General features: G+C 68.0%; 14 protein-coding genes. 7 read left to right on the plus strand and 7 right to left on the minus strand.

The window, feature by feature from the left end; translation table 11 throughout:
* Positions 1-74: 74 nt before the first annotated feature.
* Positions 75-1,751 carry an L-lactate permease gene (locus tag CRT60_RS04175; protein ID WP_098735200.1) on the minus strand — a complete coding sequence of 559 codons (1,677 nt, stop codon included), beginning with the start codon at positions 1,749-1,751 and terminating at the stop codon, positions 75-77.
* 478 nt (positions 1,752-2,229) lie between these two features.
* On the opposite strand from CRT60_RS04175, the gene CRT60_RS04180 reads away from it, so the two are divergent.
* From CRT60_RS04180 to CRT60_RS04190, 3 genes are all read left to right on the plus strand, one after another.
* A complete protein-coding gene (locus CRT60_RS04180) occupies positions 2,230-3,000 on the plus strand; it encodes an FCD domain-containing protein (protein WP_098735201.1) in 771 nt (256 codons plus the stop codon).
* 174 nt (positions 3,001-3,174) lie between these two features.
* Positions 3,175-4,617 (plus strand): sigma-54-dependent transcriptional regulator, encoded by a 1,443-nt coding sequence (locus CRT60_RS04185; RefSeq protein WP_098735202.1) that lies wholly within the window; start codon positions 3,175-3,177, stop codon positions 4,615-4,617.
* On the plus strand, positions 4,614-8,423 hold the full coding sequence (locus CRT60_RS04190; protein WP_244592258.1) for a response regulator: 3,810 nt from the start codon (positions 4,614-4,616) through the stop codon (positions 8,421-8,423). The genes CRT60_RS04185 and CRT60_RS04190 overlap by 4 nt, the downstream gene beginning before the upstream one ends.
* 46 nt (positions 8,424-8,469) lie before the next feature.
* Here CRT60_RS04190 and CRT60_RS04195 read toward each other — a convergent pair whose 3' ends face one another.
* The gene (locus tag CRT60_RS04195; RefSeq protein ID WP_098735204.1) at positions 8,470-8,715 is read right to left on the minus strand and encodes a hypothetical protein; all 246 of its coding nucleotides are present in this window, start codon (positions 8,713-8,715) and stop codon (positions 8,470-8,472) included.
* A gap of 264 nt (positions 8,716-8,979) precedes the next feature.
* Between CRT60_RS04195 and gltA the strand changes: the two genes are divergently transcribed.
* The 3 genes from gltA (at position 8,980) to CRT60_RS04210 (ending at position 12,154) form a co-directional block, all read left to right on the plus strand.
* On the plus strand, positions 8,980-10,311 hold the full coding sequence (gene gltA, locus CRT60_RS04200) for a citrate synthase (RefSeq protein ID WP_098735205.1): 1,332 nt from the start codon (positions 8,980-8,982) through the stop codon (positions 10,309-10,311).
* 46 nt (positions 10,312-10,357) lie between these two features.
* Positions 10,358-11,371 carry an NUDIX hydrolase gene (locus tag CRT60_RS04205; RefSeq protein ID WP_098735206.1) on the plus strand — a complete coding sequence of 338 codons (1,014 nt, stop codon included), beginning with the start codon at positions 10,358-10,360 and terminating at the stop codon, positions 11,369-11,371.
* Positions 11,372-11,503: 132 nt separating this feature from the next.
* Entirely contained in the window at positions 11,504-12,154 is a 651-nt protein-coding gene (locus tag CRT60_RS04210; RefSeq protein ID WP_098735207.1) for a response regulator, read from the plus strand.
* Positions 12,155-12,213: 59 nt separating this feature from the next.
* Here the strand turns inward: CRT60_RS04210 and CRT60_RS04215 are convergent, their stop codons facing one another.
* From CRT60_RS04215 to CRT60_RS04225, 3 genes are all read right to left on the minus strand, one after another.
* The gene (locus CRT60_RS04215) at positions 12,214-13,047 is read right to left on the minus strand and encodes an amino acid kinase family protein (RefSeq protein WP_098735208.1); all 834 of its coding nucleotides are present in this window, start codon (positions 13,045-13,047) and stop codon (positions 12,214-12,216) included.
* 11 nt (positions 13,048-13,058) lie between these two features.
* Entirely contained in the window at positions 13,059-13,898 is an 840-nt protein-coding gene (locus CRT60_RS04220) for an amino acid kinase family protein (protein ID WP_098735209.1), read from the minus strand.
* Between the two features lie 279 nt (positions 13,899-14,177).
* A complete protein-coding gene (locus CRT60_RS04225; protein WP_098735210.1) occupies positions 14,178-17,693 on the minus strand; it encodes a hybrid sensor histidine kinase/response regulator in 3,516 nt (1,171 codons plus the stop codon).
* 268 nt (positions 17,694-17,961) lie between these two features.
* Between CRT60_RS04225 and CRT60_RS04230 the strand changes: the two genes are divergently transcribed.
* A complete protein-coding gene (locus CRT60_RS04230) occupies positions 17,962-19,143 on the plus strand; it encodes a calcium-binding protein (protein WP_098735211.1) in 1,182 nt (393 codons plus the stop codon).
* A gap of 87 nt (positions 19,144-19,230) precedes the next feature.
* Here CRT60_RS04230 and CRT60_RS04235 read toward each other — a convergent pair whose 3' ends face one another.
* Both CRT60_RS04235 and CRT60_RS04240 read right to left on the minus strand, forming a co-directional pair.
* Entirely contained in the window at positions 19,231-20,946 is a 1,716-nt protein-coding gene (locus CRT60_RS04235; RefSeq protein WP_098735212.1) for an MFS transporter, read from the minus strand.
* 212 nt (positions 20,947-21,158) lie between these two features.
* On the minus strand, positions 21,159-22,226 hold the full coding sequence (locus tag CRT60_RS04240; protein WP_098735213.1) for a transporter substrate-binding domain-containing protein: 1,068 nt from the start codon (positions 22,224-22,226) through the stop codon (positions 21,159-21,161).
* Between the last annotated feature and the right edge of the window lie 2 nt (positions 22,227-22,228).

Genomic DNA, 22,228 nt, shown 5'->3' on the forward strand with positions numbered 1-22,228 from the left:
GGCGGCTCCTGCTTGGGGGAAGGAGGACGTGGAGGTGGAGGGATCGGCTTTAGCGGCCGATCACCACAGGCCGCTTAGCGGCCGATGACCATGGCGGTGAAGGGCCAGAGATAGGCCTGCGCCATCACCAGCAGGCCGACCAGCGCGGTCAGCGCCAGCGAGTGCCAGATGACGAAGCGCAGGATCTTGCCCTCATGCCCATGCCACTTGGTGGCGACGGCGGCGACGACGATGCTCTGGGCGTCGATCATCTTGCCCATCACGCCGCCCGAGCTGTTGGCGGCGGCCATCAGCGTCGGCGGCAGGCCGAGCTGTTCCGACGACACCTTCTGCAAGCTGCCGAACAGCACGTTGGACGCCGTGTCCGACCCGGTCAGCGCCACGCCGAGCCAGCCCAGGAAGGTGCCGAAGAACGGGTAGAGGAAGCCGGAGTTGGCGAAGGCAAGGCCCAGCGTGGTGTCGAGGCCGGAGTAGCGGGTGGTGTAGCCGAGCGCCAGCATCGCCGAGATGGTCAGCAGCGAGTTGCGGATGGCGTAGAGGGTGCGGCCGTAGGTCTTCACCATCTCGACCGGCGAATAGCCCATCAGGAAGCCGGAGATGACGGCGGCGATGAAGATGCCGGTGCCGGTGGCCGACAGCCAGTTCAGGGTGTAGACGGCGGCCTCCGGATGGGCCTTGGCCACCACCGGGGGAACGCGCATCACCATGTTGTGCAGGCCGTCGATCGGGAACTTGAAGATCGACACGCCGTCGAGGAAGGCCTTGACCTCGGGGATACCCCACAGGAAGACCAGAACGCTGAGGATCGCCCAGGGCATCCAGGCGCGGCGGACTTCCGCGGCGCTGTAGCCATGGTCGCGGCGGGCCTCGCCCTGGACCACGGCGGCGCCGACACCCTGCGTCAGGGCGGAGGCCCCGCCGGCGGTGTGCCAGATCGCCTTCGGGTGCCAGACCTTCAGGAACAGGGTGACCGAGACCAGCGAGACGATGGCGGCGGCGACGTCGACCAGCCAGGGGCCGTGATAGTTCGACACGAAGTACTGCGGGACGGCGAAGGAGACGCCGGCGACCAGGATGGCCGGCCAGATCTGGATCATGCCGCGCCAGCCGGCGAAGGCGACGATCAGCCAGAACGGCACCAGGACCGAGAAGAAGGGCAGCTGCCGGCCGATCATCGCCGACAGGTCCAAGAGCGGCAGGCCGGTGACCGCAGCCAGCGCCAGCACCGGCGTGCCGAGCGCGCCATAGGCGACCGGGGCGGTGTTGGCGATCAGCGACAGGCCCGAGGCGGCCAGCGGGGTGAAGCCCAGCCCGATCAGCATGGCGCCGGTGACGGCGACCGGCGTGCCGAAGCCGGCGGCCCCCTCGAAGAAGGCGCCGAAGCAGAAAGCGATCAGCAGGAGCTGGAGCCGGCGGTCGTTGGTGATGCCGGTGATGCTCTCCTGCAGGATCTTGAACTGCCCGCGCTGCTCGGTCAGGTGATAGAGGAAGATGATGTTGACGACGATCCAGCCGATCGGCAGCAGACCGTAAGCCGCACCCAGCAGCGCGGTCTTTCCCGCCATCGCCACCGGCATGCCGAATACGGCGACGGCCACCGCCAGCGCCGTCGCCAGGCCAGCCAAGGCCGCGCGGTGCGCCTTCATGTGGAAGATGCCGAGACCGCCCAGCATCACCAGGACCGGCAGCGACGCGAACAGCGTCGACAGCCAGATGTTGTTCATCGGGTCGTAGACTTGCGACCAGTTCATCGTCAGGGGTCTCCTTCTCGGGGAGTGATGTCGGTCCGAACGGTGTCCCGGGAGAAGGAGGGCCGATTTTGCACGCATCCTGCCTGCCCGCGCCTGGAGGACGGCGCGGGAGGAAGGCCGGATGTTCGGCAAAGCGGAGGCGTTCACCGCCGCCGGGGTCTTGCGGCCCCGATGCTCGCGGTGCGGATGCGCCCTTGCGGGTGCTGGTCCGTCCTGTCCCGGTACTGTGTGGATGCACTTTCCGCCCCGGCCGGTTTGGGGAAAACCCCTTGCCAGTCCGCGGCGTTGGACATCTCTTATCCATACGGTGAGTGTTGGATAAAATATTTTACCAGACTGTGCAATGGCTGAATCGTTTGTCAGCCGACCAACTTTGGTAGGGGGGGTGCGACCTCGCCGGTCGCCACCGCTCTGGACGCCTGTTCCGTCCATCGCTATTGAAGAGGATCGGGACGCACAGGGAGAGGCCGCCCACCCAATGCAGGGGACGATCAAACCGGCCAAGCTGGCCGACGCCATTGCCGAGCATCTGGAACGGCTGATCCTGGAAGGTGCGCTGCGTCCGGGGGAAAAGCTGCTGGCCGAGCGCGAGCTGGCGGTGAAGCTGGACGTGTCGCGCCCGTCGCTGCGCGACGCCATCGCCAAGCTGGAGGAGCGCGGCCTGCTGGTCAGCGGGCGCGGCGGCACCCATGTCGCCAGCTTCCTGTCGCAGATCGCCGATCCGCTGATGACGCTGATGCGCAACAAGCCGGACGCGTCCTTCGACTATCTGGAGTTCCGCCGCTCCATCGAAGCGGCCGCCGCCGGGCTGGCGGCCCAGCGGGCGACCGACCTCGACCGCGACGGCATCCGCACCATCGTCGCCCGGATGCAGGCCGCCCACGGCAAGGACGACAGTTCGGAAGAGGCGGATTCGGACGCCGACCTGCATCTGGCGATCTACGAGGCGGCGCACAATGTCGTCATGCTGCACATCATGCGGACGCTGTCCGACCTGCTGCGCAACGACGTGTTCTACAACCGCACGGACCTCTATTCCCGGCCGGGCGTGCGCGAGCTGCTGCTGCAACAGCATCTGGCCATCGCCAATGCGGTGCTGGACGGCGACGCGGATGCTGCGAGTGCGGCGGCCGAGGGCCATGTGGAATTCACCTTGCAGACCCTGCGCGAGATCCGCGAGCACAACGCCCGTGTTCAGGTCTCGCTGCGGCGGATCGGCCGAACCGACCTGATCGACAGCGGGGTGTGAAGAGACCCGGACCGCTCCGGATTTCTGCCCGGTGGCGCGTTATGGCGAAGGTACTATGTCTGTGGGCTTGCCCTGACTGGCGGCAAGCCCTTGGCCGGGTTACACTGTGGCATTGCTCAGTGTCGCCGCCTGCCTGACTGGACTTGCCTTATCCACTCTGCCCGAGTGCCGCCCTTGTCTTCCTCGTCCACCTCCTCGTCCTCTCCCAAAAAGCGCCGCATCCTGCTGATCGAGGATACGGTCCCGCTCGCCAAGCTCTACATCGAGTTCCTGCGCGCCGACGCGCACGAGGTCGTGCATTGCACCCGCGGGGGCGAAGCGCTGGACGCGGCGGCGGCCTCGCCGCCCGACGCGGTGATCCTGGACCTGAAATTGCCGGACATGGATGGGCTGGAGGTGTTGCAGGCGCTGCATGCCCGCGACGCAAGCGTGTCGGTGGTCATCATCACTGCCCATGGCTCCATCGATCTGGCGGTGGAGGCGATGAAGCTCGGCGCCTTCGATTTCATCGTGAAGCCCTTCAACGCGGACCGGCTGAACCTGACCCTGCGCAACGCGCTGGAACGGCGGACCCTGGCCCGCATGGTGGAGGGATACCGGAAGGATCTGGACCGAGGGCGCTTCCATGGCTTCATCGGCAGCTCGCCCGAGATGCAGGCGGTCTACCGGACGATCGAGAGCGTGGCCGCCAGCCGGGCCAACGTCTTCATCACCGGCGAAAGCGGGACCGGCAAGGAGGTGGCGGCGCAGGCCATCCACCGCGCCAGCCCCAGGCGCGACGGCGCCTTCGTCGCGCTGAACTGTGCCGCGATCCCCAAGGATTTGCTGGAATCGGAGATCTTCGGCCATGTGAAGGGCGCCTTCACCGGTGCGGCCGGCGACCGGCCCGGTGCGGCGCTGCTGGCCGACGGCGGCACGCTGTTCCTGGACGAGATCTGCGAGATGCCGTTCGCTCTGCAGAGCAAGCTTCTGCGCTTCGTCCAGACCGGCACGGTCAACCCAGTCGGCAGCGGCCGGGAGGAGAGGGTGGACGTGCGCTTCGTCGCCGCCACCAACCGCGATCCGCTGGCGGAGGTGCAGGCCGCCCGTTTCCGCGAGGATCTCTACTACCGCCTGCACGTCATCCCGCTGGCCCTGCCGCCGCTGCGCGACCGCGGCGACGATGTGATCGAGATCGCCCGCTCCTTCCTGTTCGACTATGCGCGGGAGGAGGGGAAGGCGCTGGCTGCCTTCACGCCGGAGGTGGAGGCGAGGCTGCGCGCCCATGACTGGCCGGGCAACGTGCGGCAATTGCAGAACGTCATCCGCAACGTCGTGGTCCTGAACGACGGGCCGCAGGTCACCCTGGAGATGCTGCCGCCGATGGCCGGCCCGGATGGCTCTGCGGCCTCCTGCGCCTCCTGCGGTTCGCCGTCCGCCGACCTGCCGGACGGGGACGATGCCGTGCAGCCGTTGTGGCAGGTTGAGAAGGAGATGATCCGGAAGGCGCTGCGGCTGACCGGCGACGATGTGCCGCGCGCCGCCCTGATGCTGGAGATCAGCCCCTCCACCATCTACCGCAAGCTCCAGCAGTGGCGTAGCGCCGACTGCCGCAGCGCCGGGGAGACGGCTGCGTGAGTGCGGATCCGGTCGAGGGGCCGGTGCCGGCGGTTCTGCCGCCCGATGAGGGCGGGCGGCTGGCGGTTCTGCACTCCTACTGCATCCTCGATACGCCGCCCGAGCCGGGGTTCGACAACATCACCCGGCTGGCCCGGCATTTCTTCCGGACCCGCATTGCGCTGGTGTCGTTGATCGACCGCGACCGCCAGTGGTTCAAGAGCCGCGCCGGGCTGGAGGCGACGGAAACCCACCGCGACTTCGCCTTCTGCGCCCATGCCATTCTGGACGACGGCGTGCTGGTGGTGCCCGACGCGACCAAGGACCGGCGGTTCGCCGGGAATCCGCTGGTCACCGGCGACCCCCACATCCGCTTCTATGCCGGTGCGCCGCTGGTGGCGGACGGGCGGAAGCTGGGGACGCTGTGCGTCATCGACGACAGGCCCCGTGACGGCTTCGATGCCCGCGAGGCTGAGACGCTGGCCCAGCTCGCCCGGCTGGTGGTGGACGAGATGACGCTGCGCCGCGAGGTTGCCCGTCGCGAGCGGGCGGAAGCGGAACTGCGCGACCGGTCGCGCCTGCTGAATCTCGCCGAGGAGATCGGCCAGTTCGGCCACTGGTACATCGACTTCGTCACCGATGCCCGCCGCTGGTCCGACGAGGTCTATCGCATCCTGGGCCTGCCGCCGCAGCAGGAACAGCCGACTGTCGAGCTGTCGCGCGCCTGTTACCACCCCGACGACCGCAAGCCTCTGGCCGATCTGGTCGAACGGGCGCGGAAAACCGGCGAGGGGTTTTCAATCGAGGCACGCGTCATTCGGCCCGGCGGGGCGCTACGCCATGTCTTCATCCGCGGCATGGCCGAATGTGGGGAGGACGGCCGGCCGGTCGGACTGCTCGGCGTCGTCCAGGACATCACCGACGCCAAGCGGGAGGAGGCGGAGCTGCGGTCGAACCGCGAGCTTCTCGACCTGACCGTCCAAGCGACGCGGGACGGCATCTGGGACTGGAATCTGGAAGGCGGCGGGATCTGGTTCTCCCCCACCTGGAAGGAGCAACTCGGCTACCGCGACGGCGAGCTGGAGAACAGCCTGGACATGTGGGCCGGCCTGATCTTCGAGGAGGACCGGGTCGCCGCGCTGGAGAGGGTCCGCGCCTACAATACCGGGCTGATCCCGAAGTTCGAGGCGGTGCAGCGCTTCCGCCACAAGCAGGGCCACACCGTCTACATCCTCAGCCGCGCCATCCACATCCGCGACGCCGAGGGGCGCGTCGTGCGCATGGTCGGCGCCCATACCGACATCACGCGCGAAAAGCTGACGGAAGAGGAGCTGAGGCTCGCAAAGCAGACGCTGGACGATGCGATCGAGGCGGTGCCGGAGGGGCTGGCCTATTTCGATGCCGACGACCGGCTGATCCTGTGCAACGAGCGCTATCGCGAAGCCCATCCGCTTACGGCGCCGCTGATGGTCCCCGGCCGCCCGTTCGAAGATATTCTGCGCGCCGCCGTGGCGAACGGCGAGTTCGCCGGCAATCCGGACGGGCCGAACGACGAAACCTGGATCCAGGCCGAACTGGCCCAGCACCGCAACCCCGGCGCGCCGTTCGAGCGGGAGCTGCCCGACGGCCGCTGGATCGTGGTGGCGGAGAACCGGACCAGCAACGGCTCGCTGGTCTGCACCCGCACCGACATCACCGAGCGCAAGCGCTTCGAGGCGGAGTTGCAGCGCCAGGCCGCCGACATGTGCGCGCTGGCCGAAGGGCTCGACGCCGCCCGCGAGGAGGCCGACGCCCTGCGCGCCCGTGCCGAGGCGGCGACCCAGGCGAAGTCGGAATTCCTGGCGGCGATGAGCCACGAGATCCGCACGCCGATGAACGGCATCCAGGGCATGACGGAGCTGCTGTTCGACACCCCGCTGACCGACGAGCAGCGCCAGTTCGCCCAGGCCATCCGCAGCTCGTCCAATGCGCTGCTGACCATCATCAACGACATCCTCGACATCTCCAAGCTGGAGGCAGGCCGCGTCACCATCGAAACGCTGCCCTTCGACGCCGCCGATCTGGTGGAAGGGGTGGTGGAACTGCTGACGCCCCGTGCCCACGAGAAGGGGATCGAGATCGGCTTCTACATCGATCCGCTGCTGCGCCGCACCCTGCTGGGCGATCCGACGCGCATCCGGCAGATCCTGGTCAATCTGGTCGGCAACGCGGTGAAGTTCACCGACCGGGGCTCCGTCGCGGTGGAATTGGAAGTGCTGGACGCCACCGACGCCCATCTGGTGCTGCGCATCACCGTGACCGATACCGGCATCGGCATTCCCGCCGAGGCGATGCCGATCCTGTTCAACAAGTTCCAACAGGTGGACGGCTCGATCACCCGCAAGTTCGGCGGAACCGGCCTTGGGCTGGCGATCTGCCGCCAGCTGTCGGAGCTGATGGGCGGCAGCATCGCGGTGGAAAGCAGCCTGGGCATCGGCAGCCGTTTCCTGGTCGACCTGCCGCTGGCCCTGTCGGAAGAGGCTCTGCCGCCGGCCGAACAGCCGTTGGCCGGGCGCAGCGTGCTGGTGGTGGACGATCTGGCGGTGAACCGCCGGGTGCTGGCCTCGATGCTCGACAGCCTGGGTGCCCGGCCGACCTGTGTAGAGAACGGGTCCGACGCGCTGGAGGCGTTGCGGCGCGGGGCGGCCGGCGGCCGTCCCTTCGACGTGGTGCTGGCCGACCAGACCATGCCCGGCATGGGCGGCGATACGCTGCTGGCGACGGTCGCCGGCGACCCGGCTCTGATCGGGACGCGGCGCGTGCTGATCGTCACGCTGGGGCCGGCGGTGCGCAGCGAAAGCGGACCGACGCCCGGTCTGGCCCATGCGACCCTGAACCGTCCGCTGCGCCAGGGTTCGCTGGCCGCCTGCCTGGCCGGGCTGTTCGCCGCTGCGGCCCCCGCCGCGTCTGCCGCTCCGTCCGCCGAAGCGAAGGTGGAGGACGTGCCCCGCCGCGGCCGCATCCTGCTGGCGGAGGACAACCGCACCAACCAGCTGTTCGCCACCACCCTGCTGCGCCGGCTGGGCTACACGGTGGAGGTGGCGGAGAATGGCGAGCAGGCGGTGGCGGCGGCCTGTCGCGGCGGCATCGATCTGGTGCTGATGGATGTCCAGATGCCGGGAATGGACGGGCTGGAGGCTGCCCAGGCGATCCGCGCGCGCGGCGGTGCGCTGGCCGGCCTGCCCATCATCGCCCTGACCGCCGATGCCATGCCCGGAACGCGCGAGCTGTGTCTGCGTGCGGGGATGAGCGATTATCTGACCAAGCCGATCAGCCGCGCCGGCCTGCTGTCCGCGCTGGATCGCTGGATCGGCACGGCGGAACCGCCGGCCGCTGCGGCGGAGGCGGCGGGTGGTGGAGGCGGTAAGGGCAGCGCCGCCGGGAACGATGACGGCGGCGGCGAGGACGGCGAGGACGGCGAGGTGCTGGACGAGGCGGTGCTGGACGATCTGGTGGAAACGGTAGGCGCCGACAGTCTGGCGCTGATCGTCGACAGCTTCCTTGACGATGTCTCGCACAGGCTGGAACGGCTGTCGGCGATGGATGATGCCATGCCGGCCGGCACCGTCGACCTGCGCGCACTGGCCCAGGAGGCGCACGACCTGTCCAGTCTCGCCGGCAGCTTCGGCGGCATGGCGGTCATGCACATCGCCTGGCGCATGGAGGTTCTCTGCCGCAACGGCGACAGGGATCGGGCGGCCCGGCTTCTGCCGGTCCTGTTGCGCGAGGCCGCGCGGCTGGAGCGGAGCTTGCGCGAGCGCACCGGCGCGCCGCGGCCAGTGGTGTGAGGCCGGCGGGCTTAGGCCGGTGCGCCGCGGCTGTCCGGAACCGGCGTCAGCCGGTGCCGGGCTGGGTCGAGCCGTCGGTATCCTCGGCGCGCTCCCGCAGTTCCTTCGATGACAGTCCGGCCGGGGTGGCGTCCTGCAACGTGCCGTCGCCCGGTGTCTTGGTCATGTCCTCGCGCGGGGAGCGCTCGCCGGCCGGGGTCTGATCATGGGTGTCCGCCCCGGATTTCGCGCCGGATTTCTTCGGCTGGGGCATTCCTTCGGAGGGGGTGCGCGTTTGAGGCGTGTCGGTCATGATGTCCTCTGCTATCTTCTGCCTCTACAATCTTCCGGAGGAGTCAACGACCAGGACGGGTGCGTGTTCCGCGTCCGGCCTATCCTTCGGAGGGTTGAAGGAAGACGTCTCCATCCAAGGAGACCGGGAGAAGACGGCGCGGCGCCCTGCAGGGTGCCGGAGCGCGCAGTAACAATGCGTGCCAAAGTCGGGCCAACCACCAAGGTCCGGCAGCGGTGGCCGCGAGCCGCCGCCCAGCCGGCCAGCAAGGAGTGTGAAAAGGTCATGGAATCGAGCAAGCACACGCCGCATGGCGATGTGACCCAGGTCGGCACCGTCACGCTGACCGACGACGCCACCGGCAAGACTTTGAAGCTGCCGCTGCTCGGCGGGTCCACCGGTCCCAACGTGATCGACATTCGCAAGCTCTACGCCGAAACCGGCTATTTCACCTACGATCCCGGCTTCACCTCCACCGCCGCCTGCGATTCGGCCATCACCTACATCGATGGCGACGAGGGCATCCTGCTGCACCGCGGCTATGCCATCGCCGACCTGGCCGAGAATTGCGATTTCCTTGAGGTCTGCCATCTGCTGCTGAACGGCGAACTGCCCAACCCGCAGCAGAAGGCCGATTTCGAGCGCACCATCACCTACCACACGATGGTGCACGAGCAGCTGGCCAAGTTCTACAGCGGCTTCCGCCGCGACGCCCACCCGATGGCGATCATGTGCGGCGTCGTCGGCGCCCTGTCGGCCTTCTATCACGACTCCACCGACATCTTCGATCCGGTGCAGCGCAAGATCGCCGCGCACCGCCTGATCGCCAAGATGCCGACCATGGCCGCCATGGCCCACAAATACACGGTCGGCGAGCCCTTCATGTATCCGCGCAACGACCTGTCCTACGCGGAGAACTTCCTCTACATGACGTTCGGCACGCCGTGCGAGGAATGGAAGGTCGATCCGGTCCTGTCCGAGGCGATGGACAAGATCTTCATCCTGCACGCCGACCACGAGCAGAATGCCTCGACCTCCACCGTCCGTCTGGCCGGCTCGTCGCACGCCAACCCGTTCGCCTGCATCGCGTCGGGCATCGCGGCCCTGTGGGGTCCGGCCCATGGCGGTGCGAACGAGGCCGTGCTGAAGATGCTGGATGAGATCGGCTCGGTGGAGCGTATCCCCGAGTTCGTCCGCCGCGCCAAGGACAAGAACGACAGCTTCCGCCTGATGGGCTTCGGCCACCGGGTCTACAAGAACTACGATCCGCGCGCCAAGATCATGCGCGAGACCTGTTATCAGGTCCTCGACCGGCTGGGCATCCAGGACGAGCCGCATCTGGCCATCGCGATGGAGCTGGAGAAAATCGCCCTGTCGGACGAGTATTTCATCGAGAAGAAGCTCTATCCGAACGTCGATTTCTATTCGGGCATCATCCTGAAGGCGATGGGCTTCCCGACCAGCATGTTCACCGTGCTGTTCGCGCTGGCCCGCACCGTCGGCTGGATCAGCCAGTGGAAGGAGATGATCGAGGATCCAGCCCAGAAGATCGGCCGCCCCCGCCAGCTCTTCACCGGCCACGCCGCCCGTTCCTTCGTCCCGTTGGACAAGCGTTGATCCCACACCGTCGGACGCCCCCTCTTCGAAAGGAGAGGGGCGCTCCGTGACACAATCGCTTCAACTGGGCCTGTCGGTCGCCATCGTGGCGGTGACCGGCGGGACGCCGCGCGTCGTGACGGTGCGCAGCGGCTTCACCGTGCCGGACAACCACCGGCGCGGCGACGAGCCGTTGCCGCATCGCGACGCGCTGCCCGGCGCGCCCTTCGAGCCCGACCGTTTCCGCACCCTGCAGGACGGCGTCCGCGCGGTGGCGGAGGGGTTGTCGGGCCTGACGCTCCGTTATGTCGAGCAGCTCTACACCTTCGGCGACCGTTACCGTGACCCGCACGAGCTGTTCGGCGGTCCGCGCTCGGTCGTGGTCGGTTATCTGGCGCTGGTCCGGGACGGTCCCCTGGGCGGCGACGGCTCGGCCGAATGGCGCGATCTCTACGACCATTTCCCGTGGGAGGACTGGCGCGACCAGCGCCCGCCGCTGCTGGACGGTGTGATCGCCCCGGCACTCGGCGGTTGGATCGCCTCGGCCCCCGACGAGGAGACCCGGCTGCGCCGGGCCGAACGCGCCCAGATGGCCTTCGGCCTGGACGGTGCCGACTGGGACATGGAACGCGTGCTGGAGCGGTTCGAACTGCTCTACGAGGCCGGGCTGGTGGTGGAGTCCTTCCGCGACCGCGACCTCGCCGCCCGGATCGACCCGTCGGTGTCGGCCGGCGGGCCGATGCCGCGCGCGCTCGGCCGGCCGATGGCGCGCGACGGCCGGCGCATCCTGGCAACCGCGCTGGAGCGGCTGCGCGGCAAGCTCCGCTACCGCCCCATCGTGTTCGAACTGCTGCCGCCGACCTTCACCCTGCACCAGCTCCAGCTGGTGGTGGAGGCGCTGTCGGGTGAGCGGGTGCACAAGCAGAATTTCCGCCGCCTGATGATCACCGGCGGCTTCGTCGAGCCCACCGGCCAGTATGAAAGCCAGACTGGCGGCCGGCCGGCCGAGCTGTACCGCTTCCGCCGTCAGGCCATCCACGAACGCACCAGCGCCGGTGCCATTCCGTCCGCGGACGGATGAGGGGAAAATCCTCCGGAAACGTCGACGCGCGGCATTGGGCGCAGTTGTCAACGGGTGGCTGCAAGGGGATACTGGTGGAACCGTTTTAAACCCGGACTATCCTTGTCCGGAAATTCCATTCTCGGAAAATCAATGTCGCACCGCATCCTGATTGCCGACGACCACCCGCTGATGCGTACCGCCTTGACCCAGACCATCGGTCAGGCGATTGCCGGCGCCGTGATTCTGGAAGCGTCGCGGTTCGACCAGATCAAGCCGCTGCTGGACACCGGGGAGCCGCCGGACATCATCCTGCTGGACCTGCACATGCCCGGCATGAGCGGCCTGATCGGCCTGATGATGCTGCGGTCCGAACACCCGGCGATCCCGGTGATCGTGGTCTCGGCATCGGAGGATCCGGTGACGATTCAACGTTCCATCGATTATGGCGCCTCCGGCTTCGTGCCCAAATCGGCGCCGAACACCCAGATCGTCGAGGCGATCCACGCCGTGCTGGACGGCGAGCTGTGGCTGCCGGAGATCAACGGCGGCCCCGAAACCGAAGCCCCCGACCCGGCGCAGCGCGCCGCCACCCTGACGCCCCAGCAGCTCCGCGTCCTGGCCGGCATCGCCGAAGGCAAGCTGAACAAACAGATCGCCTATGAGATGAACGTCGCCGAAACGACGGTGAAGGCGCACGTCACCACGATCCTGCGCAAGCTGGGCGTGCTGACCCGCACCCAGGCCGCCGTGCTGGCAAGCCAACTGGCGCTGTCCGCCGTACCGCCGCCGCCGGTGGAGTAGAGGCGGGCGCACCGGATCGCTGCCGGCACGCCCGCTGCCCTGGTTTCAATCCCTGGCCGTCAATTCCGGCAGGCGCCGGTGTGGATCATGGTGCCGACATGCTCGCCGCGCAGCGCGGCGGTCAACCGTCCCGGAACCAGGCCGTTCACCAGCTGGACGCGGGTGATGTGGCGGGCGTTCGCCAGCACCTCGACGAATGCCCGGTCCACCGGCAGGGGACCGTCATGGGCGGCCAGATCGGCGGCCGTGATCTCCGGCAGCAGACGGGCCGCGGCACCGTCCGCACCGTTGGGATCGGTGCTGTGGATGCCGTCCACATCCTCGACGATGGTCAGGCTGGCGGCCCCCAGCGCGTCGGCCAGCAGGAAGGCCCCGGTGTCGGCCCGGTGGGACGGAATGCGCGAGGTCGGGAATTCGTGATGGTGATAGGGTGGGAAGGCGCTGCCCACCACCGCGCGGGCGGCCGACAGATGGACGGCCAGCTGGCTGGCGATGGTCGGATGCTCCACATAGGAGACGCCGTCCGGTGCCAGCAGCGAGGCCAGGATATGGCCGTTCTGTCCGGCCTCGCTCGCCGCCAGCGGCGCCAGCGAGCCGACCGGCAGGCCGAGATCGAGCCCGACGCTGTAAAGATGGCGGGCGCGGATGCCGGCTCCGGTCAGGATCAGCAGGCGGTGTTCCGGCAGGATGCGGCGGATTTCCTCGACGACCGGCAGGATCGCGTCACGGCCGCGGTCCATGATCGACCGGCCGCCGATCTTCACCACATGCAGCCAGGGCAGCAGCGCGATCGGCCGGCCGCCGGCGACCGGACGGGTCAGGTCGTCGTTGAGAAGGGTCTGCCGCGCGAGCGGCGAGGCCACATGCTTGATGGTGGTGATGGTCTCGGACATGTCCCGGCTCCTCAGCTCGCGGTGATGATGGTGCCGACATGCTCGCCGGCGAGTGCGCGGGTCAGGTTGCCGGGGACCAGACCATTGACGATCTGCACCTCGCGGACATGGCGCGCGGCCTTCAGCAGGTCGAGCACCGGGAATTCCAGGATCGAATCCTGAAGCCCCTTCGCCTTCATCTCGTCGACCGAAATCTTCGGAATGAAGGTCGCGTCCTTGGACGTCTTCGGGTTGGCGGTGTAGAGCCCGTTCTCGTCCTTCACATAGATCATCCGTTTGCAGCCGAACTGCTCGGCGACCAGGAAGCAGCCGGCGTCGGTGCGGTAGGGCGGGATGACGCCGTTGGCCGGAGGACGCATCCACAGCGTGTAGGGCGGCATGCCGCTGAAGACCACGGCATGCACCTCCGCCAGATAGAGCGGAACCGCCGACAGCCCGGCGCCGTCCACCGCGGAGACGCCGTGCTTGGCAAGGAGCTGCCCCAGCATGGCGGCATTCTGGTCGGCGACCGAGGCGCCGAGCTGCGACAGCACGCCCGCCGGCAGGCCGAGGCCGGCGGCGATGGAGTAGAGGTGCCGGGCGCGGGTGCCGGCGCCGGTGCCGATCAGCAGCTTGTGGGCCTTGCGCGCCGCCGCGATCTCGTCCACCAGCGGGTAGACCGCCGACCGGCCGCGGTCGATGACGCTCTGTCCACCGATCTTGATCACCGTGGCATCGGGGAGGATGCGGAAATTCGCCGCCGCTTCCGCCGTCGCCTGAAGCTCGGCGTCGGTCAGCGGGCGCTGCATCAGCAGCGCCTCAAGTTCCGCAGTCGAATGTGTCGTGGAATTTGCCGCCGTGGGATTCACCATGGAAGGGCAATCCTTTCGTTCCGTCATTGCACGTCAATACCTGTCGTCGGCGCCGCCGCTGCGTCCTTTTGCGGAACCTTTTCCTCCCGACGGTTCCGGACGAAGCCGCAAAGCGCCTCCCCAGTATTTGCATCCTGCCTGACGGGGCCTGTTCGGATCGTGGAGTCCGTTGACCGGAAGCTCCAAGGCTGGCCGTGACGGTCGATGCCCCGGAACCGTATGGCTCCGCGTCTCAACCGTCAATAATCTCAATTTCTATGCGGTTTAATTTCGGTGCGGCTAACCGGCCATCCGCTGCCTTTCGGCGAGCAGTTGGCCCAGCAATGCCCGCAATGCGCCCGGACGCACCGGCTTGTACAGCAGTCGGCAGCCGGCCGCCTCGATGTCCTCGCGCACGGCGGCGTCGCGGTCGGCGGTGACGACGGCGGCCGGGATGTCGCTGCCCAGCGAGGCGCGCAGGGTCCGCAAAGCCTCCACGCCGGTCAGGCTGCGGTCGAGGTGGTAGTCGGTCAGGATCACGTCCGGCGTCCGCCCCTCCAGCTTCGCCAGCGCAAGGTCGGGGGCGACGGCGGTGACGACGCGGCAGGACCAGCTGGACAGCAGATCCTCGGTGGCGCGGGCGATGGCCGGCTCGTTCTCCAGGCAAAGAACCAGCACGCCGCGCAGGTCGCGGCCGCGCGGGCGGACCACGACGGCACGGGCGGCGACCGGCTCGTCGGTCAGCGGCACCAGCACGGAAAAGGCGCTGCCCCGCCCGACCTTGGAGCGCACCTGCACCGTGTGGCCGAGGATGCCGGCCAGACGCTCGACGATGGCGAGACCAAGCCCCAGCCCCTTGCCGCGGTCGCCCCGATCGTCGCCGTCGTTGTCGAGCTGGCGGAACTCCATGAAGATTTCCGGCACCTTGTGTTCAGGGATGCCGGGGCCGGTGTCCCACACCTCGATGGACAAGAAATTGTCCCGCCGCCGGCAGCCCAGCAGGATGCGGCCGGTGCGGGTGTAGCGCACCGCGTTGGCGAGATAGTTCTGGAGGATGCGCCGCAGCAGCGTCGGGTCGCTGCGGACGATGGCGGAACAGTCGACCACCCGCAGCCCCAGCCCATGGCGGCTGGCCAGCACGGTGAATTCCTCGCCCAGCGGCTTCAGCAACTCCTCGATCCGCATCGGCACCGGGTTCGGCTTCACCACGCCGCTGTCGATCTTCGACACGTCCAGCAGGTCGCCCAGGATCGTTTCCACCGACCGCAGCGAGGTGTCGATCTGGCGGATGGCGCTGTCGCCGTTGCGTTCGCCCAGAGCCGACAGGAACAGCCGGGCGGCATGCAGCGGTTGCAGCAGGTCGTGGCTGGCGGCGGCCAGGAAGCGGGTCTTGCCGCGGTTGGCGCGCTCGGCCTCCGCCTTCGCCTCCGACAGGGCGTGGGTGCGCTCCTCGATGCGGCGCTCCAGCGTTTCGTTGGCTTCGCGCAGGGCGGCGGCGGCGCGGTGGCGTTCGGTGACGTCGGTGTAGACGGCGACGAAGCCGCCGCCGCCGGGCCGTCCACCGGGCCTTTGACCCGGCATCGGGTTGGTGGCGATCTCCAGCACCGTGCCGTCGGGTCGCACCCGCTCATATACGTCGGGCTTGTTGCGGCGGCGCGGATCGGACCGGCGCTCCAGCAGGGTCTCGATCTCGCCGTTGCGGCCATATTCGCCGCGCCGGGCGATCAGCCCGACGATGTCCTGCAACGAAGTGCCGACCTGGACGAAGCCGTCCGGCAGTTCCAGCAGGACGACGAACTGGTTGTTCCAGGTGGCGACGCGCCAGTCCTCGTCGAACACGGCGATGCCCTGGGGCACATTCTCCACGGTGGCGCGCAGCAGCTCGTGCTGTTTCAGGATGGCGCGCGAGGCTTCGTCGATGATCGACCGCGCGTCGGTGCGCGACAGCCGGCGGTCGGACAGCAATCCGGCCACCACGACTCGGGCCGACGCCGACCCGACGGCCCCGGCGAGCAGACGCTCGGTCAGCTGGATCGCCTCGCCGTCGGTGCGCATCAGCAGCGCGGTGCGCAGGTCGCCGTCGTCCACGCCGGTGAAGCGGCGGAAGGCGGCATCGGCGCGCGACTGTCCGACATAGCGCAGGGCCAGATCGTGCAGGTCGGCCAGCGTGGCGCCGCGCGGCCCATGCGGCTCGCCATCGGAGGCGCGGCGCAGGCTCATGAAGCGGGCGGCCTGCTGGCGCTCCAGCGTCGACGGACGGGTCAGCAGCGAGACCACGACGAACAGCAGGAGGTTCGGCCCCAGGCTCCACAGGGCGGCATTGGTCAGCGGGTCGATGCCGGCGATGCCGGCCAGCGCCACCGGGCTGAGGCCGGTCAGGCCGAACGGCCCCTCGCGCAGGGCGCTGGAGGCCAGCCATCCGGCGTCGGCGAAGGACGGCAGCAGCATGGTGTAGGCCCAGCCGATGAATCCGGCGCAGATGCCGGCGAAGGCGCCGCTGCGACTGGCGCGGCTCCAGATCAGCCCGCCCAGCAGGGCCGGGGCGAACTGCGCCACCGCGGTGAAGCTCATCATCCCGATGGTTGCCAGCGGAAAGGCCGGACCGATCAGCCGGTAGCAGCCGTAGGACAGCAGCACCAGCACGATCACCGCCGACCGCCGCACCAGCAGCAGGATCCCCGCCGGATCGTCGCGCAGCCGCCGGTCGTCCGGGCGCAGCGCCATCAGCAGCGGGACGGCGACATCGTTGCAGATCATGGTGCTGAGCGCCACCATCTCCACCAGGATCATGCTGGTGGCGGCCGACAGACCGCCGATGAAGGCAGCCAGCGCCAGCCACGGCCAGCCCTGGCTCAAGGGGATCGACACCATGAAGGTGTCGGCGTTCGTCGTGCCGTCCGGGAACAGCATCAGCCCGGCCAGCGCCACCGGCAGGACGAAGATGTTGATGGCGACCAGATAGGCCGGGAACAGCTTCGCCGACGACCGCACGTCGCCGCCATGGGTGTTCTCCACCACGGCGACGTGGAACTGGCGCGGCAGGCACAGGATCGCCAGCCCCGACAGCAGGCAGGCCACCCACCAGTCGGTGCCGATGCTGTCCATCCGGATCAGTTCCAGAAAGCCCGGATGGCGGACGGCGGCGTCGAAGAAGGTCGCCGGGTCGCCGAAGACGGAGAAGGCGATGGCCCCGCCCACGCCCAGTGCCGCGGCCAGCTTCACCACCGACTCCGCGGCGATGGCCATCATCAAGCCGCGGTGATGTTCGTTGGCCGACACGCTGCGCACGCCGAACAGGATGGCGAAGGCCGCCATCAGCAGCGCTGCCATCAGCGCCGTCCCGCCCGGCATCTGGCTGAGGTCGGTGCCCAGCGACGCCCCGGCCAGGATTTCGAAGCTGACGCTGATCGCCTTCAATTGCAGGGCGATGTAGGGCAGCAGCCCGATCACCGCGGCGACGGTGACGAGTGCCGCCAGGCTGCGGCTCTTGCCATAGCGCGCCGACAGGAAGTCCGAGATCGAGACGACATTCTCCGACTTCGCCACCCGGACGATGCGGGCCAGCACCGGCCAGCCCAGCCCGATCATCAGGATCGGCCCGATATAGATCGGCAGGAAGTAGAAGCCCCCGGTCGCCGCCCGTCCGACCGCGCCGTAGAAGGTCCAGGAGGTGCAATAGACGCCGAAACTCAGCGCGTAGAGCCAGGGCGTGCGCCGCTCGCTGCCATGGGGGCCGGTCCGGTCGCCGTACCATGCGATGGCGAACAGCGACAGCAGATAGGCCAGCGACGCGGCCAGGATGAACCAGCTTTCCATGGGGCTTTGCGCCTCCGGTTCTTGATTTTCGCTCCCTGCGGGCAGCAGCCTATCACAAACCCGTCATTGTCGCCGCGCCCGCAATCGGCATCCGCTTGCGGTTTCCACTTTCGGCCGAGCGCAAAGGGGTGCGGCCGGTGGCGCGGGGAGCAAAGGGAGCCGCCCGACCGCCCGCCCGGTCCCGTCGGGACACTTCCCCTCCTTTGGTGTTCTTCCTGCAAGGCTGCAAAGCCTTTGGTCGAACACGAAAAGGTGAAGGAGAGTCCGAATGGTTTCGGTCAGTGCCGGTTCCCAGTCCAGCCTCAACACCGACGCGCTTGATGTGACGAACATCCAGGGCGGCACGATCACCGGTGCCACGCCCGACCAGCTCGTCATCACTTATCCCGGCAACCGGTTCACCGATTTGCGCGGCAATTTCACCTACGATCCCCTCACCAAGGCCCTGACCGGGGGCACCATCACCAGCGTCACCAACGCGAGCAACGGCGTTCTCGACGTGGCGGTGTCGGATCTGAACCTGCCGGTGGCGACGGCTCTGAACTGGGCGAGCAACGGCACCAGCCCTGAGGCGATCCGCGCCGCCCTGCTGGGAGGCAATGACAGCCTGTCCGGGTCGGAGCTCAACGACACGCTGCGCGGCTATGCCGGCGACGACACCATCAAGGGCGGCATGGGCGACGACCTGCTGGATGGCGGCAGCGGCGTCAATGTCATCGACGGCAGCGACGGCATCGACACGGTCGTCCGCCACGCCTCGCTGGCCGACAGCGGCGCCGTCAAGCACAACGGCGAGATCTATGTGATCGACGCCAACGGCTATGACCGGCTGACCAACGTCGAATTCATCCAGTACACCGACCAGACGGTGGCCGGGGCCTCGGCGCCGGTGTTCGACGGCCTGTCCTATCTCGCCGCCAACACGGACCTTGCCGCCGCCTATGGGACGGACAGCGAGGCCGCCTTCGACCATTACCGGTCCTTCGGCTGGAGCGAGGGGCGGACGCTGACCTTCAACGCCGCCGGCTATCTGGCCGACAACCCCGATCTGGCCGCGGCCTTCGGCACCAACACGGCCGACGCCACCCGCCATTACATCGAGACCGGCCGCAACGAGAATCGCCGGTTCGATTTCGATGCGGAGTCCTATCTGGCCGCCAATCCCGACCTGATCCAGGCCTTCGGCAACGACCCGACGGCGGCGGCGCTGCATTACGCCACCATCGGCCGGACCGAGGGACGGAGCCTGGGCTTCGACGCGCAGTCCTATCTGGCGCGCTATCCGGATCTGCAGGCGGCCTTCGGCAGCGACCTGCAGGCGGCGACCGCCCATTATGTCGCCGCGGGCTATGAGGAGGGCCGCGTCGCCGCACCGCTCGCCCCCGCCACCGGCGCCGCCTTCGCCGTGGACGATGCCGCCCAGCGCAACGCGACGCTGACCATCGCCTGACGGCGAACGGGCGGAGGCTGAACGGCAAACGGGCGGAGGGTCATCCCCTCCGCCCGTTTGCCTTGTCAGGCGTTCATGCGTCCGCGGTCAGTCGTGCTGGTAGATGTCCACGTCCTTGGTTTCGCGGACGAACAGCAGGCCGATCACCAGGGTCGCCGCGGCGATGACGATCGGGTACCAGAGGCCGGAGTAGATGTCGCCGGTGGCCGCCACGATGGCGAAGGAGGTGGTCGGCAGGAAGCCGCCGAACCAGCCGTTGCCGATGTGGTAGGGCAGCGACATCGAAGTGTAGCGGATGCGGGTCGGGAACATCTCCACCAGCATCGCGGCGATCGGGCCGTAGACCATCGTCACGTAGAGGACCAGCACCGTCAGCAGGGCGATGACCATCACCGTGTCGATGCGGGCCGGATCGGCCTTGGCCGGGTAGTTGGCGGTCTTCAGCGCATCGCCCAGCCCCTTGTCGAAGGCGGCGCCGGCGGCCTTCGCGTCGGTCGGGGTGGCGGCGGTGGCCGGGCCGTGGCTCAGCGACACGGTGGTGTTGGCCTGCGGCACGGCCGTGTAGCTTGGGATGACCGTGCTGCCGACCTTGATCGACGCCACGGTGCCGGCGGGCGCGACTTCGTTGGTGTAGGGGATGCCGCGCTTCACCAGGGCGCTCTTGGCGATGTCGCAGGAGCTGGTGAACTGGCTGGTGCCGACCGGATTGAACTGGAACGAGCACTCGTTCGGATCGGCGAGGACGACGACCGGCGAGGTGGCGATGGCTTCCTCCAGCGCCGGGTTGGCGTAGTGGGTGATGCCCTTGAACAGCGGGAAGTAGGTCAGGCAGGCCAGCAGCAGCCCGGCCATGATGATCGGCTTGCGGCCGATCCGGTCGGCCAGCGTGCCGAAGATCACGAAGAAGGGAGTGCCGATCAGCAGGGCCGCCGCAATCATCAGGTTAGCCGCCTGGGCATCGACCTTCAGCGTCTGGGTCAGGAAGAACAGGGCATAGAACTGGCCGGTGTACCAGACCACCGCCTGGCCGGCGACGAGGCCGAACAGGGCGAGCAGGACGATCTTCAGGTTCTTCCACTCACCGAAGGATTCGGTCAGCGGCGCCTTCGAATGCTTGCCTTCCTCCTTCATCTTCTTGAAGGCGGGCGATTCGTTCAGCATCAACCGGATCCACACCGAGATGCCGAGCAGCACGATGGAGATCAGGAACGGGATGCGCCAGCCCCAGGCGTTGAAGTCCTCCGGCGACATGGCGACGCGGCAGCCCAGGATGACCAGGAGCGACAGGAACAGGCCGAGCGTTGCGGTGGTCTGAATCCAGGAGGTGTAGTTGCCGCGGCGGCCGTGCGGTGCATGCTCGGCGACATAGGTCGCGGCACCGCCATACTCGCCGCCCAGCGCCAGCCCCTGCAGCAGGCGCAGCCCGATCAGGATGATCGGGGCGGCGATGCCGATGGAGGCGTAGTTGGGCAGGATGCCGACGATGAAGGTCGACAGGCCCATGATCAGGATGGTGACCAGGAAGGTGTATTTGCGGCCGATCATGTCGCCAAGACGGCCGAAGACCAGGGCGCCGAAGGGACGGACCGCAAAGCCGGCGGCGAACGCCATCAATGCGAAGATGAAGCCGGCGGTCGGGTTGACGCCGGAGAAGAACTGCGCGGCGATGACCGCGCTGAGCGATCCGTAAAGATAGAAGTCATACCATTCGAAGACGGTCCCGAGCGAGGATGCGAAGATGACTTTCTTCTCCTCGCCCGTCATCGGTCGGACGGCGTCCGATGTCGAAGCCGCATAGGCCATGGTCTTCACCCTCCCAAGTGAATAATCCACAACTTTGGTTGGTTTTTTGGCGTGCAGGGCTTGTCGGTCACGTGATTCGATGACCGAGCCCAAGTCTTGGTTATGTCACTGATAGTTGCGTGCACGAACAGTGTGCGTCACCCCCGACCATGGTCGGGGGTATCGGGGGCGCGGTAATGGGTTACGCTAATCTTTTGGGCGGATACCGGTTCCTACTGGAACACGGGGGCGTAGAGCAGGCCCCCTTGAGTCCAGGGCCGGTTCAGGCCGCGGTCGAGCTTGAAGGGCGACCGGTTCCCGAGATTGCGTTCGAAGATCTCGCCGTAATTGCCGACCTGCACCACCGCCTGATAGGCCCAGTCCGGCCGCAATCCCGCTTTCGCCGCTACCTCCGGCATGCCGGACAGCAGGCGGCGCATCTCGCTGGTGCCTGTGATGCGCTGGAAATTGGCGTTGGCGCCGGACACCCCGGCATCGTCGGTCAGGAACAGGGCGAACATGGTCCAGCGCACCGCCGCCATCCAGTTGCGGTCGCTGTTCGGCGTCAGCGGGGCCAGCGGCTCGCGCGAGGCCAGGGACGATGGAATGTCGGCGATCTCCACCGCGTCCTGAGGTGTTTCCAGCATGTGCAGCGCCGTGGTTAGCAGCGCGCGGTCGGCGCTGATCGCCGCGCAGTCGCGGCTGAGAAAGGCTTCCAGCGTGTCGGGCCAGCCGGGGAAGCTGCGCAGCTTCCAGGGCCGCTTGCCGCCGCCGATCAGGGTTTCCAGTTCGGCCTGGGTGGTGGTTCCGGCCGGGACGCAGACCGTGAGGTCGCCATCCAGCGCCGAATGGCCGTCGGGCAGCCGCCATGCGGCGATCCCCTGCACGTCGTAGAAGATCGGCGGCCCGAAATCGACGGCATAGGTGGCGTCGCGCGTCAGCGTCCAGGATGTCTGGGCGAAGGAGACGTCGACCTCGCCGGTGGCGACCGCGGCGAACTCCTGCGGCTTGGACAGACGGCGGATTTCGATGGCGTCGGCCTTGCCCAAAACCGTTGCGGCCAGCGCCCGGCACAGATCGACCATGAAGCCGACCGGCCGCCCGCCATCGTCGTTGGCGGCGAAGCCGGGATTGAAGGACACCCCGCAGCGCACGACCCCGCGCCGTTCGATCTCGGCGAGGACCGGGCGGTCGCCGTTGCGTCCGGCGGCGTCCGGCTGTGCCGCGACGGTTCCGGCGGACAGGAACGGTTGCAGCGCCAGCAGCAGTCCGACTGTGGCGGCAACAGGCTTCGACCCCATCC

The organism is Azospirillum palustre (assembly GCF_002573965.1).
Lineage (GTDB): Bacteria > Pseudomonadota > Alphaproteobacteria > Azospirillales > Azospirillaceae > Azospirillum > Azospirillum palustre.